Below are 13,493 nucleotides of genomic sequence, written 5' to 3'. Positions count from 1 at the left end.
GACACGGTGGACCGCGCCGCCAAGCTCACGGGCCAACTCCTTGCCTTCGCGCGGCGTCAGGCGCTCAAGCCCGAGGTGTTCGCAGCTTGCGACGGCGTGCGGGCCCTCTCAGAGATGATGGCAACGCTCACCGGGTCCCGCATCCGGATCGAGACCGAGCTGCCCGAGCATCCCTGCTTCGTGGACGTCGACCCGAGCCAGTTCGACACCGCGCTGGTGAACATGGCGGTCAACGCCCGGGACGCCATGGACGGCGACGGCCGCCTGACCATCCGAGTCCGGCCGGTCGAGCGGATGCCCGCGGTCCGTCTCCACCCCGCCGTCGAGGGTGACTTCGTGGCCATAGACGTGAGCGACACCGGCAGCGGCATCTCGGCCGACCGGTTGGAGCGCATCTTCGAGCCGTTCTTCACCACCAAGGCCGTGGGTCAGGGAACCGGTCTCGGCCTGAGCCAAGTCTTCGGGTTCGCCAAGCAGTCCGGAGGCGAGATCATCGTCGAGAGCGGGGTCGGCCAAGGCACCACTTTCACGCTCTACCTCCCTCGGGTAGACGCCCCCCTCACGACGGCCACCAGCGCGGAGCCGGCCCCACTGATGGACGGTCACGGCACCTGCGTCTTGGTGGTCGAGGACAACGCCGCGGTCGGCACCTTCGCCGTCCAGACCTTGAGCGACCTCGGCTACGTTCCTGTTCTGGCGAACAACGCGGAGGAGGCGCTGGCCGAGCTGGAGCTGGACGCCGAACGCTTCGATGTCGTGTTCTCGGACGTTGTCATGCCGGGCATGAGCGGGATCGAGCTCGGCCAGGAGATCCGCCGCCGCTACCACGACCTGCCGGTGCTGCTGGCTTCCGGCTACAGCCATGTGCTGGCGCAGAACGGCACCTACGGCTTCGAGCTCCTGCACAAACCGTACTCGGTCGAGCAACTCTCCCGACTCCTGCGTAAGGTGGCGACGTGGAAGCGGCGCAAGGGTATCGTCGGTCTCTAAGCACACAGCGACTGGTGCGGACGGAGTCTTTCACGCGAACTGCGGGAGCAAAGGCAGGCGTATCTTGCGGCCCGGATATCCCAACCGGTGTCATGGCCAACCGCGAAGCGTCTGCTTTCTCGCGGCATTCCCGGCACCTTGTACGACCGTGTTGGGTGGTTTTCTGCCGGTCTGCTTACGGGCGACACGGCAAGGAAGCGGACTTCGCTGTTCCAGCTATTTCCTAACCCACGCAGGAGAATGAAGGGGCAAGGTCTGATTGCCGGCGGTCATGTCAGTCCAAGAAAGTGAAGGATGTTGCCGGCGGCAGCGCAACCATTGAGCGTCTGGATCATGCCGATCTTGATCCGGAACACCGCCAGCACCGCCGCGGCCGCCAGGGCGAGCGCCCAAGGGTTCAGGCTCGACGGGACCGGCACGTCGAAGCGGACCGGACCGGCTGTGAACGGTCGCGTCTCTGCGAAGATGACGTGCAGGGCGAACCAAACCGCGAGGTTCAGGATGACGCCGACCACGGCCGCCGTGATCGCCGAGAGCGCACCAGTCAACGCCCGGTTGCCGCGCAGGCGCTCGACGTAAGGGGCGCCGACGAAGATCCAGAGGAAGCAGGGCGCGAAGGTTACCCAGGTGGTAAGCAGCCCGCCCAGCGTCCCAGCCAGCAGCGGCGATAACGAGCCCGGGGACCGGTAGGCCGCTAGGAACCCGACGAACTGGGTGACTATGATGAGCGGGCCGGGCGTGGTCTCGGCCATGCCGAGGCCGTCCAGCATCTCGCCGGGCTTGAGCCAGCCGTAATGCTCCACCGCCTGCTGCGCGACGTAGGAGAGCACCGCGTAGGCGCCTCCGAAGGTCACCATCGCCATCTTGGAGAAGAACACCGCGACCTGGGCGAAGACGTCGTCGGGTCCAACCGTGAGCAGGACGGCAGCGACCGGCACCAGCCAGATCGCCCCCCAGACGAGTAGCATCCGCAGGGTGTGCTCGGCCGCCGCCCGCTCGCGGGGGAGCTCGTGGTCGTCGAGCAGGAACGGACCCTCGACGGCCTTGCCGCTGCCCCCGTGCCCGCCAGCCTTGAACTGCGGTAGGCCGGCCCGACCGCCGAGATACCCGATCACGCCTGCCGCCAACACGATCAGCGGGAACGGCACGTCGAGGAAGAAGATGGCCACGAATGCCGCCCCCGCGAGCCCGACCATCACCGGCCCCTTGAGCGCCCGCTTGCCGATGCGGATGACGGCCTGCAGCACGATGGCGAGCACAGCCGCCTTCAGCCCGAAGAACAGGCCTGCGACCAGCCCGACGTTACCGTAGAGCGCGTAGACCCAGCTCAGGGCCATGATCGCGAGGACGCCCGGTAGGACGAACAGGCCGCCGGCGACGAGGCCACCGCGGGTGCCGTGCATCAGCCAGCCGACGTATGTGGCGAGTTGCTGCGCCTCCGGTCCCGGCAGCAGGGTGCAGAAGTTCAGGGCATGCAGGAAGCGGTTCTCGGAGATCCAGCGCCTCTCCTCGACGAGGACGCGGTGCATGACTGCGATCTGCCCGGCCGGGCCGCCGAAAGAGAGCGCGGCGATACGTGCCCAGACCGGCACCGCCTGCGCCAGGGTCACGGGTAGCGGGGATCCGATGCTAACCTCGACCAATTCCGGCCCGGATCGGACGGATACGGCTTCTGCCATGGTCAGGCCCTCTCCCGGGGCTTGTTGGACGGCCAGTTATGGGTCTCCTCGGTCGCATCCCGGCACCAGCGGTAGAAGGCGTCGTACAGGAGCATTCCAGCATCGAGCTGCTGCATGTCGTCGGCGTAAATCCGCGACAGGCCGAGCGAGGCTGCGAGCAGTCCGGCGGCCTCGGGCGCGAGATCCGGCCGGCCGGTGTCGGCCCCGCGCACCAGGGTCGCGAGGCGCAGGAGCGGCGGCGTCGCGAGGCCGAGCTCCTCGATCATGACGTCGAAGGTGCAGAGCTCACCTCGGTGGCTCCAGTAGGCACCCGGATCATCGATGTCGAAGGAAACACCGCCGAACCGCTCGGCCACCGAATTCACCTCGGACGGCGGCACGAACAGAAAGATTGCCCCGGGGTCGACGAAGCGGCGGATCAGCCAGGGGCAGGCGATGCGGTCAACCTTGGGTCGGGCGCGCGTGACCCAGACGGTGTGACCGCGCGCGTCGCGCGGCGGCAGCTTGACCTCGGGCACCAACGGCAGGCCGGCGGCGCCCCATGCTGCAAAGCCGCCGTCCAGGGTCTCGGCCGAGGATCCCGCGTGGCGCAGGTAGGCGGCGGCCCCGTGGCTGAGATCGTGCCCTTGCCTGCACACCACAACCGCGTCGCGGTCGGCGAGTTCAGCGGACCAGTGCTCGATGTCCGCGACATGCCGACGAAGGCTGCCTGGGATCAGACGCGGGTCGTTTCGGAAGGCGTCGTCCGTACGGACGTCGACCACAACGGGGCAGCCGGCGGTGCCGACCAAGCGAGCAAGTTTATCGACGGAGATGGAGTTCGGCACGGGCATGACGCGTCCTTGCAGCGAGTGCAGGCGGGACGCGATCTTCAGCCGAAGCCTCATCGGGGGATCGCTCCCCGATGTCGCCATACACTGCCCCGGGATGGGCGCTGTCAAGACGGAAGGTAGAGCGAAAGCCCGACACCGCGGTCGACGATGCTCAAGGTTGTCTACGCATCCTACTGACCGATGGACGTCTGCTTCTGGGATAGGGCGAAAGGAGGCTGATTGTCTGAACCGGGTCGCAAGCTGAATGGCTTCTTAGGGTGGGAAGCAGAGGTCAGCCACTCGCCTCGACGCGGACGTTCCGCATCCGACCCAACCCAGCCGCTCGGACCGCCATCGGCGCATCCCTTAAGCGGCCGTTCGTGAACGGTCCGGCAACTTCAGCGCGGATGGCAAGCGGTCCGTGGCACCATACGCCGGAGTGGAAATATCGACCTCGCGCCCGTTCAAGCCAATCAAAGCTAGCTTTTCCATTTTGGCGGCCCAACTCGATTCGGGCAAGGAAGCCGCTGCACGGTGATATCGAAGCGGCAAATAGACTTCGAGGGAGGATTGCACCCCTACTACGCCTCATCCCAGATTATCTACTCAATAACCTCGTCGGCCCTTGCAAGCAAACTTGCGGGCACCTTGATGCCGGACGCTGTCGCTGACGCAAGATTTATCAGAAGTTTTAGGCGCAAAGGTTGGTAAAACGGGATTGATCCGACATCTTCACCCTTCAGGACTTGAGATACCTGCTGTCCGACGTGCGCATTCAGATCAACCAGATTTATATCGTGACCGATCAGGCCACCTTTTTCAACGTATTCGCGAAACGGATAAAAGGCAACGATACAAAATTGATTCATAAGTCTTATAATGAGATCCATGTTGTTGAAATTTTCGACAGCGGTCGTGACCAGCGCCGTTCTTGTTTGCTGCGCTGCCGCGGCGAAAGCTGTCCTGTACTGAAGTTCACGATGTGGACTTTCCACAGGAGGTCCTACAAGCTGCAGGCCGTCCCGCTCCACTGCAGCGCGCACGCTTGCTCCGAGCGGACTCTCCCAGAGCGTGCGTGAGGTTAGCTGAAATACGCCCCGGGTGTCTGGGGCAATCTCTCGCAAATATTCAATGCGTTTTTCAAATATTTCCGGACTGGAATTGACCATAATCCCGGTGACGTTGCCTCCAGGATGTGACAGCGATCCAGCCAATCCATACGCAACCGGATCGCTGGTCATGGCGACGATCGGAATGGTCGCAGTGCTATCTTTGAGTAGTTTCGTCATCCGGTCGGAGACGGACATGATGACATCGGGCTGCCAAGTGACTGCGTCCGCCGCGGTCTTTGAATAATTCGTCGAAACACCGCCACCGTCAAAACGCTGTACAACCAAGTTTCGACCTTCTACGAAGCCGGATTTTGAAAGTTCTTCGAAAAATGCCTTGAAGTTTGGGCTTTTTTCTTTCGTCATGAGTTCGACTGAACGATCGGGATGGACGATCGCCAGCTTGTAGGAGCGTGTAGGCTGGGCTCGTGCGGCATAAGGCCAAGCGAGAAACGCTGCACCCGTCGCTATGAACCGGCGTCGCGTCATCCCTCCCTCCTTGCATCTGTTTGATGAGTATTGGGTTCGGGGCGGCTCGCCGGGGGTCGGCGTACGGCCCTCATCGCTCCACGAATCAGCGGACCGAGAAGGGCGACTGGTAGGGGCGGCCGAACGGCACGCCGTTGTTGACCGTCTGCACCGGCGCCAGAAAGCCCTTGCCGTCGCGTCGATTGTTGCGGGTGTCCACCATCGAGAGCGGGCGCTCGACCCATTCCATCACCGAGACATCTCCGGGCGCGCCGACTTGCAGGGTTCCGAGCTTCGCGACGCGATCGATGATACCGGCCGGCTTGTGCGTCGCCATCGCGATCACCTGCTCTAGGCTGAAGCCAAGCGGCAGAAACTTGCTCATCACCACCGGAAGGAAAGGCATGCCGGGGGTGTTGCCGGATAAAACGTGCAGGTCGGACGAGATCGTGTCTGGCGGGGCGCCCTGCGCGATCGCCGCCTCGGCGACGGTGAAGTCGAACGAGCCGCCGCCATGGCCGATGTCGAACACGACGCCCCGCCGCTTGGCCTCCAGGGCTGCCGGCAGCAGCTTCCCGTCCTGAACGATGTTCGTAAACTGACCGCCGCTGTTAGGCGCTCCCGAGTAGCAATGCGTGAGGATATCGCCTGGTCGCAGCAGATCGAGGATCTGACTCATCAGCGCCGATGTCTCGACGCCGCCGATATGGACCATGACCTTCGCCGGCCGCCCCGACATCTCGCAGGCCTGGATGGCCCGCTTCAGCGGTTCGGCCCCGTGCTTGAAGATGACATTCTCGGACATCCGGACCTTGGCTCCGATGGCGAAGTCCGGGTTCTCGGCGATAGCCAGAGCGCAGGTCTCCACCTGTGCGTTGTCGATATTGTACAGCTCTGCCACCGGGAAGGCGGACAGGCCGTTGTTGGCGATATGGATGAAGGCGAACATCCGAGTCCGCGTCTGGGCGGCGATGTGGCGCCGGAGCGCCGCGATGTTGTTGGCTCCCGCATCGCCCGCCGAGACGACCGTGGTCACGCCCGAGAACGGGACGGTTTCGTCCGCCGGGATGCCGATCGCCGAGCCGTAGGGATAGGTGTGGGCGTGGAGATCGACGAGCCCCGGCAGCACGAGCTTGCCGGAGGCGTCGATCGTCTGCTTGGCGCGTTCGGCGGGGATATCTGGCTTGAGGGCGGCCACCACGCCGAAGCGGATGCCGACGTCGCGCTTGGCCCGCAGCGACTGGCTCGGGTCGATGACCTCCCCACCCTTGATCACTAGGTCGAAGCGGTCGGGCACGGCGTCGGCCGGCCCCACGGCCGCCATAGCGCCAGCGAGGCCGAGCCAAGTACGACGCGACAAATCGGACATGGTCCAACCTCCCTCGGAGCGCCGCGCGCCGTTGGTCGGCGCGTCGGCCTGCAAGTCCCATTGCACGGCGCGCGTTCTTCGACGGCGCCGCGCCGGAGCATAGCTTTCGCAATGTTCGAGCTGCAAGGTTTCGGGCAAATCGCGCCTTGACGATCGCCGGAGACTATATTGATTCCTGGAGGACCGCCCCGGCCGGCGTCGCCACTTGCTCCCGGTCACGGTAGACGAGCCACAAAGCGTCGGGCGCCGAGAAGTTGGCGTCGAACAGGTCGATGAGCGCAGCACGCGGAAACCCGAGATCCGGCCAGCTGCAGAAGCTACCGAACGCCCGACGAAGAAAGGTTTTCAGGTTGCGCCAGTAGCGATCCGCACTACCGAGTTGGGTCGTGAGCGGGCGGGACGGCAAGGCAAGGCAAGGTCCGCTTCGGTGCCATTGCCGCTCAAGAGCGGACCGGCAGAAATCCACCCATCTTAGACGTCCACGCGGCCTCTCCGCGGCGGCCAATGTTGACCGAAAGCAGCTTGTCCGCTTCTGAGTTATCGCGGTGGTAAAAATAGGTGCGCGGTTTGCTATCTCCACGCTCACGACTTCGCAATGAAATACTGCCGCCGCCACATCGGTCCGCATTCCAGCCGACTGTTGGGACGCGTCCCGCACCTCGCAATGAGCAACTGGCTGGCGGCTCCTTGGCACGCGGCTAGCCAAGCCAACGTATCCCGTCGGCCGTGGTCACGGTTGCGCTTTGTGCCAAGCCAGCACGTCCAGGCGGTACTTATCCCTCCTCGTCTGGTTGCTGACGTGCAGGAATGCGCGCGCGCCATCTATGAAGCGCTCGGCCGCCTCGTCGCCGGTCAGGGGGTAGTGCGTCTCGCCCGTCCAATGGACCAACACCACGTCACCGTCCGGCTGCAGGCAGCCTCGGACACGGTCCACCAAGCGCCCCAGATCGTCAGCATCGAGGTAGTAAACGACCTCCGACAGTAGGATCAGGTCGAACTGTCCTTTCGGCCACTGATCGGGCACTTGGGCCAGTTCGAAACGGACGTGGGGCAAGTTCTTGCATCGATCCCGCGCCTGTGACAGTGCGCGCTCGGCAAGATCAAGGCTGACGAGCGCGTCGCAGCGCTGAGCGAGGGACTCGGTCAGCACTCCGATGGAGCAGCCGACCTCCAAGACAGAAGAATACCGGGCCCGCGGCAAGGCATTGAGGGTGGCCGCATACTTCGCCCGCTCGTATTCGCTGGTTTCGAACTCCCAGGGGTCCGGGTTTTTGGCGTAGCGCTCGTCGAAGTAGCTCGGCGGCAGGGAATGGGCGTACCGCGTCATCGCAATTCGCCCCCGTCAAACAGATCGCCTGCGATGCCGCGGGCTTCCAAGATCTCCGCGGCCGCAGTGGTCAAGGCACGGTCCGGCGCGGGCTGGCGAAGGTAGGTGGCTAGGTCGCGTGAGAGCCGCTCCAGCGGATGCTCGCGCAGGAAGCCCTGCAAACCGACGGAGCGGTGGGCGAGTTGCAGAACTTCCAGGCCCGCTCGTTCGACGGCCAACCTGGCCAAGTTGACGAAGGCGACGATGCGCTCGGGGGCGAGTTCGCTACCAACAACGACTCGGGCGGCGCGCTCGACCCAGCCTCGTGCACCCTCGACGGCGATGGCACCCTCGCCGAGGCGGGCGAGTTGGTGCGGGTCGTTACCTCGGCCGGTCTCGGCGAGATGCCCCCGCCACGCGTCGAAGACAGCCTCGATGCCGCCGAGCTGCACCGCCGCGAAGCGCCAAGCTCCACCAGAGAACGTCGGCTGACGGTGGTAATCGTCCCACGCGCCCAAGATCTCCTCGTCGATAACCGCGATGTCCTCGAAGTCGACGGTTCCGGTTGCGGATGCGCGCATACCATGGGCTCGCCATCCGGTGAGGTCGGCACGTGTGCCTCGCTGCAGCGGCACAACCAACATCAACGGCGACGCGCCCGGCTCCCGCTTGACCGTCACCAAAGCTCGGGTGACGAAACCGGCGCCCGACGCGAACGTCTTCACACCGCGAAGGCGGCGATCATCTCCAAGCCGTAGGCAGTCGCTGGGCGCATCGGTGTTCCATACCCCGAACAGGTGTCCCGCGCGTGCGTCCGCAAACAGGCGTGCCTCCTGTGCGAGGGTGCCGTAGCGCGCGATGAGCTGAAGCGCGTTGACGTGGCCTTCGTAAATGCGACCGAGCGCGAGGCTGCCATAGCCTACGAGCCGCAGGACCCTCGCGAGGTCGTGCGCGTCCGGCTCCTCGCCGAGGCCAACACCGCCTTCGTCGGAAGGGATCGGCGCCGTGAGCAGGCCCACGCGGGCGAGATCAGCGACATCCTCGGCCGGGAAGCCGTCGTCGCGGTCCTGGTCCTTCGCGCGGGCAGCGGCGGCAATAGCCACCTGCCGAGCGGCCGCGACGGCATCGTATGCCAGGTTAGGCGGAGTTCTCTGGTCCATGCGCCTCCCTCCTATCAGGCTGCCGCAGCGCCGATGTCTTCTACCGTGCGGCCGGTCGCGACCGAGAACGGCTTCTCTTTCAGGATGTCAGGCTCGCTGAGTTGCCGCGCCACGGCGTCGTGGGACTTAATGAGCAGCCAGGAAACATGCCGTTCGCGAGGCCTCGGTTTCATCCGCGTCAGGCGCCACCGGCCAGATAGCTTCTCGCCGTGCAGCGTGAATACGAGCGAGCCCGCGGCTAGCGCCGTCCCAGGATCGCCGTCCGGCTCCCAGGTGCCGCGGTCCCAAAGCAGCACCACGCCCGCCCCGTAGCTGCCCGGTGCGATCACGCCCTCGTAGTCGGCATAGTCCAGGCTATGGTCCTCAACCTCCACGGCCAGGCGACGTTCGCCCGCGACGAGGCTCGGGCCACGCGTGACCGCCCAACTCTTGAGGACGCCTCCGAACTCCAGCCGGAAGTCGTAGTGTAGACGACGCGCGGCGTGCTTCTGCACGCGGTAGGCCAGGGGCTCAGGCATGGCCGGTACGCTCCGCCGACGTTTGCGAGGCATCCTCCACCGCAACCACCTTCGACCTACGGGAGCGGCCGAGGACCGCGCTCGTTGACCGGAGCAGGCCCAACACGGCGCGGGCGTGTAGGATCTGTCGGGGAAGTTCGGCGGGCCGCAGTGGGCGATACCTGAGCATGGGGCTGGCCGCCTCCGTCGCGGCGAGCACGGCGCCAAGTGTAGGGAGGTGAGCTATCGTTCGGGCTGTGTCCGTCCGGATGCCGAGCCACGGAGCCCAGAGCGCCTTGCGACCTAGGCGTCCCGAGGCATGTAAATCGATTATCCTCCGTCGCCAGGCGAACCGGAACAGAGCCCGCGGCAGCGGCTCCAGACGCGGGTCGCACGGGCTCTCGGGCACTTGGCAGCGCAGCTTCATCGTGTCCGCGGCCCCGCCGGGTGCGCGCCCGTCGAGCCGCCCCGAAGTGACCACGACGATGTCGGGGTCGTGCCGAACCCGCGCGTCGCTCGACAGCAGCGACGACACGAAGGCCTTGTCCTCGCCGACCGCGAGCGGCGGCATGCCGCCGACCTGTCGGTAGGTGCCGAGCCGAACCGCGAGCGTCGCGCCGGAGGTGGTCCAGTGCCGCGGCCAGGGATCGTGCACCACCGGGTTAATCCGCGCTTCGAGTTCCGTGAGCAGCGCTTCGTAGGCGCCCTCCAGCGCGCCGCGCGCGTGCAAGGACGCGGGAAGCCGAGCGGCATCTGCCTCGTCGAGGGCGATCCGGCCTGCCACGGCATCGACGCCATCGGTGATCGCAGCAAGGTTGCGCGCGACCCAATCCTCAGGAACCCGGCTATCCGCGTCGGTCGTGAGGATAACGCCATCCTGCGTACCGCTCTCCTCCAACCACGCGGCCGCAGCCTCCATGGCCTCCCGCCGTGCCCATCCCGCGTTCGCCTCGGCATACGCCCGCTCGATCACCCGAACCGGGCGACGCAGGGACGTCTGAAGGGCTGCGACTACATGGGCCGTGCCATCCGTGCAGTTGTTCAGGAACAGCAGTACGCCGAGCCCGCTTCCCCCGAGACCTTCCTGCCCATCCAGAGCGTGCAAGCAATACGCGATGCGTTCGGCTTCGTTGAAGACCGGGACGGCGACCACCGCTCGCAGCGCCTGGTTCGGCATCCCTTGATCGACAGATGACGCCACAACTTCAGTCTCGGTCAGCACGAATATCTCCGGCGAGCCGGGTTATGCGCCGGCATCACGCAAACTTGCCGCGCGGCACCCTGTTCTGTGGCCAAGCCAGTTTTAATCCGGCGCCGTTGCCGCACCTGACACGGACAACATGCAACCAGCTTTCAGCCTCGGCGCTCTGAACTTCGCCCTGGCCGGCGCGCGCGAGGGCTTCGGCCCGTTCCTCGGCGTGTACCTGCAGAAGCAGGGCTTCGACCCAGCCGCCACCGGGTTGGCTATGGGCCTAGCCGGCTTCGCGGGCCTACTTGCAACGACGCCGGTAGGCGCGCTGATCGACCGGACCACGTACAAGCGCGCGGCCCTGGCAGCCGCCGTCCTGGCCATTGCCCTGGGCGCCGTCGCCCTGATCGCCACCGACAACCTGTGGCTGATCGGCCTGTCGCAGCTCGTCATCGGCGTCGCCGACACAAGCATCGCGCCCCTCGTCGCGGCGGTCACGCTCGGCATCGTCGGGCAGAAAGCCTACGGCCACCGGGTTTCGCGCAACGAGGCGTACAATCATGCCGGCAACGCCGCCAATGCCGCCCTGTCCGGCGTGCTCGGCTACACGCTCGGGCTCGGCTACGTCTCCATCGCCATCGTGGTCATGGCGGTCGCCTCATGCGGCGTGCTGCTCGCCATCGACAAGGGCAGCATCGACCACGGAACAGCGCGGGGCGGCGAGCAGGACCAGCGCTCGACCCTTCGCGTGTTGATCGAGACCAAGCCGTTGCTGATCCTGGCAGGCACTGTGTTCGCCTACCAAACCGCGAACGGCGCCATGCTGCCGTTCCTGGCGCAGGCGCGAACGGCGGCCGGCGCCAACCCGAGCCTGACCACCGGCGTGATGACCGTCGTGTCGCAGGCCACGATGGTCGGGGCCGCACTCCTGGCCGCCCGTGTCGCGCGGGGACGGGGGCACGCCGGCGTTCTCTCTATTGCCCTCGGGTTGGTTGTGGCCCGCGGCATCCTCGCGGCGTTCGCGACCTCGTGGTTGCTGATAATTCCGGTGCAGGTGCTCGAAGGGTTGGCGATGGGTCTCGGCGGAGTCGCCATACCGGCGCTCGTGGCCGAGATGATGGAGGGTACCGGCCACGCGACGGCTGGGCTCGGCGGCGTCATGACCGCCTACGGCGCGGGAGCCACAGCGAGTCCGCTGCTCGCCGGCCTCGTCGCGCAGTACCTCGGCTTCCCAGCGTCGTTCTTCGCCCTGGCCGGCGTCGCGGGCATTGGCCTGGCCGTGTGGATGGTAGGCCATCGCCTCCTGGGCACGAGTGTTCCCCCAGGGCACACTGGCGAGGCGTCTGCCAAGCCGGCGTGACGGCTTGGAGCATGCGACATGGATACGCGAACGGGAGCGAAAGCCTGGTCCAACCTGCTGACGGGCTCCTTCCCTGCCTTCGTTCTCCTCCAGGGCTCGCTATACGCCGCCTACGGGACGGAATCGCCATTCCTTCCCAGTTTTCTCGGCGAGCGCGGCTTGAGCGCGGGCGAGATCGGCGGCGTGCTGGCGGCGGGCACGTTGATGCGCCTCGCCGCGGGCCCCATCGCTGGCCACCTCGCCGACCGATACGACGCGACCCGAGCCGTCCTCAGTTGCGCCGCCTTTGCGGCTGGAGTGATCTCGTTCGCCTACCTCTTGGGGTACGGCTTCTGGCCGTTGCTGGCGGCGAGCGTCTTGCACGCGAGCGCCATCGCGGCCCTCGCGCCCCTGGCCGACGCACTCACGCTTACGGCTGCTGAGCAGGAGGGCACCTTCTCGTACGGCTGGGTTCGGGGTGCCGGCTCGGCGGCGTTCGTGCTCGGGACACTGGCCTCCGGACTGCTCGTCGCCCAGGCCGGCGTTGCGAGCGTCATCGTGTCGAGTGGTGTCCTGTTCCTCGTCATGGCGCTCGCGACGAGCCGCGTACCGGCTGCCAGTCCGCGGGAGCCGCAGGACAGCCTCGGCTTTGATGGCGTACGCGAGCTCCTCGCGATGGCACTGTTCCGCCGGATGCTCATCGTGGCAGCTCTTGTCATCGGCAGCCATGCGCTCAACGATAGCTTCGCGGTGATCCTTTGGCGTGAGGCCGGCATCGGGCCGAGCACGATCAGCCTGCTGTGGTCCGAGAGCGTCGCCTCGGAAGTCTTCGTCTTCGTGCTCGCCGGTCCGTGGTTGCTGTCGCGCGCGAGCACCGCCCAGGCCGCGATGCTGGCTGCCGTAGTGGGCGTGCTGCGCTGGTCGGTTCTGGCCTCGACGGCGTCGGTCCCAGTGCTGGCGGTCATCCAACTGTCGCACGGACTCACCTTCGCACTGCTGCACCTCGCCAACATGCGCCTGATCGTCCGGACCGTGCCGCCGCACGTCGCCGCGACGGCGCAGACGCTCTATGGAACGCTGGGACTGGGCGTGGCCTCCGCTGTCCTGACCAGTGTCGGGGGCTTGCTCTACGGCCGCCTCGGCGCAGGCGCATTTTGGTTCATGGCAGCGCTTTGTGCGCTGGCGCTTCCGCTCACAGTCGGGCTGGGTCGGAATGCAGGGAAATCCGGTGCAACCCCGGTCTCTTCAACGTAAGGCCGCACAAGTTAGGCTGATCTATTCTCTCTCCGCAGCGGCGAGACGCCCTACATCGCGTACATAGCCGTCAGAGTCGAACTTCTTCAGCATCGCCGCACCCAGCGAGCGTACATCACTGTAGACCGCGCGCGGGCCCCACGGCCGGTTGTCAAGTGCGGCGTGCTCGTGGCCTGACCGGCTGGCTTTGGACCGGGCTGATTGAGAGGATCAGCCAGGACCAAAGGAGTTGGACATGCGGCGAGGCCAGAAGACGAACGCGGAGCAGGTCGTGCTCAAGCTGCGCCAGATTGAGGTGCAGACTGCCCAGGGCAAGAGTTT

12 protein-coding genes are annotated in these 13,493 nt (G+C 65.9%); 3 read left to right on the top strand and 9 right to left on the bottom strand.

The genetic code is table 11. The features are described 5' to 3' along the window. On the top strand, window positions 1–990 hold a 990-nt coding region (locus MKK84_RS18950), incomplete at its 5' end, for an ATP-binding protein (protein ID WP_243922428.1). A 269-nt stretch (window positions 991–1,259) separates the two neighbouring features. On the opposite strand, the gene chrA is transcribed toward MKK84_RS18950, so the two are convergent. The 9 genes from chrA to MKK84_RS18905 all read right to left on the bottom strand — a co-directional run bounded on the left by chrA (window position 1,260) and on the right by MKK84_RS18905 (window position 10,612). Next, a complete protein-coding gene (chrA, locus tag MKK84_RS18945; protein ID WP_243922426.1) occupies window positions 1,260–2,669 on the bottom strand; it encodes a chromate efflux transporter in 1,410 nt (469 codons plus the stop codon). Between the two features lie 2 nt (window positions 2,670–2,671). Further along, window positions 2,672–3,502, bottom strand: a complete 831-nt coding sequence (locus MKK84_RS18940) for a chromate resistance protein ChrB domain-containing protein (RefSeq protein WP_243922429.1) — start codon at window positions 3,500–3,502, stop codon at window positions 2,672–2,674. A 581-nt stretch (window positions 3,503–4,083) separates the two neighbouring features. After that, window positions 4,084–5,079, bottom strand: coding sequence for an ABC transporter substrate-binding protein (locus MKK84_RS18935; protein ID WP_243922424.1), 996 nt, complete (start codon window positions 5,077–5,079; stop codon window positions 4,084–4,086). A gap of 85 nt (window positions 5,080–5,164) precedes the next feature. Then, entirely contained in the window at window positions 5,165–6,427 is a 1,263-nt protein-coding gene (locus tag MKK84_RS18930; RefSeq protein WP_243922422.1) for an amidohydrolase/deacetylase family metallohydrolase, read from the bottom strand. A 163-nt stretch (window positions 6,428–6,590) separates the two neighbouring features. Beyond that, on the bottom strand, window positions 6,591–6,833 hold the full coding sequence (locus tag MKK84_RS18925; protein ID WP_243922420.1) for a hypothetical protein: 243 nt from the start codon (window positions 6,831–6,833) through the stop codon (window positions 6,591–6,593). A 324-nt stretch (window positions 6,834–7,157) separates the two neighbouring features. After that, a complete protein-coding gene (locus MKK84_RS18920) occupies window positions 7,158–7,754 on the bottom strand; it encodes a class I SAM-dependent DNA methyltransferase (RefSeq protein WP_243922419.1) in 597 nt (198 codons plus the stop codon). After that, window positions 7,751–8,893: an acyl-CoA dehydrogenase family protein gene (locus MKK84_RS18915; RefSeq protein ID WP_243922417.1), complete on the bottom strand. Its 1,143-nt coding sequence runs from the start codon at window positions 8,891–8,893 to the stop codon at window positions 7,751–7,753. Before MKK84_RS18915 ends, MKK84_RS18920 begins: the two co-directional genes overlap by 4 nt. Window positions 8,894–8,907: 14 nt before the next feature. Continuing rightward, complete coding sequence (locus MKK84_RS18910; protein WP_313899352.1) at window positions 8,908–9,411, bottom strand: DNA polymerase ligase N-terminal domain-containing protein; 504 nt, start codon at window positions 9,409–9,411, stop codon at window positions 8,908–8,910. Then, window positions 9,404–10,612 carry a glycosyltransferase gene (locus MKK84_RS18905; RefSeq protein WP_243922414.1) on the bottom strand — a complete coding sequence of 403 codons (1,209 nt, stop codon included), beginning with the start codon at window positions 10,610–10,612 and terminating at the stop codon, window positions 9,404–9,406. The genes MKK84_RS18910 and MKK84_RS18905 overlap by 8 nt, the downstream gene beginning before the upstream one ends. Before the next feature lie 118 nt (window positions 10,613–10,730). Between MKK84_RS18905 and MKK84_RS18900 the strand changes: the two genes are divergently transcribed. Beyond that, complete coding sequence (locus MKK84_RS18900; RefSeq protein WP_243922412.1) at window positions 10,731–11,939, top strand: MFS transporter; 1,209 nt, start codon at window positions 10,731–10,733, stop codon at window positions 11,937–11,939. 18 nt (window positions 11,940–11,957) lie between these two features. After that, window positions 11,958–13,172, top strand: coding sequence for an MFS transporter (locus MKK84_RS18895; RefSeq protein ID WP_243922410.1), 1,215 nt, complete (start codon window positions 11,958–11,960; stop codon window positions 13,170–13,172). Window positions 13,173–13,493 lie beyond the last annotated feature (321 nt).

The sequence above is a fragment of the Methylobacterium sp. E-065 genome, from assembly GCF_022829605.1.
Classification (GTDB): Bacteria; Pseudomonadota; Alphaproteobacteria; order Rhizobiales; family Beijerinckiaceae; genus Methylobacterium.
The sequence above is the reverse complement of the archived record's forward strand: the minus strand, read 5'-3'. Positions and strand labels throughout refer to the sequence as shown.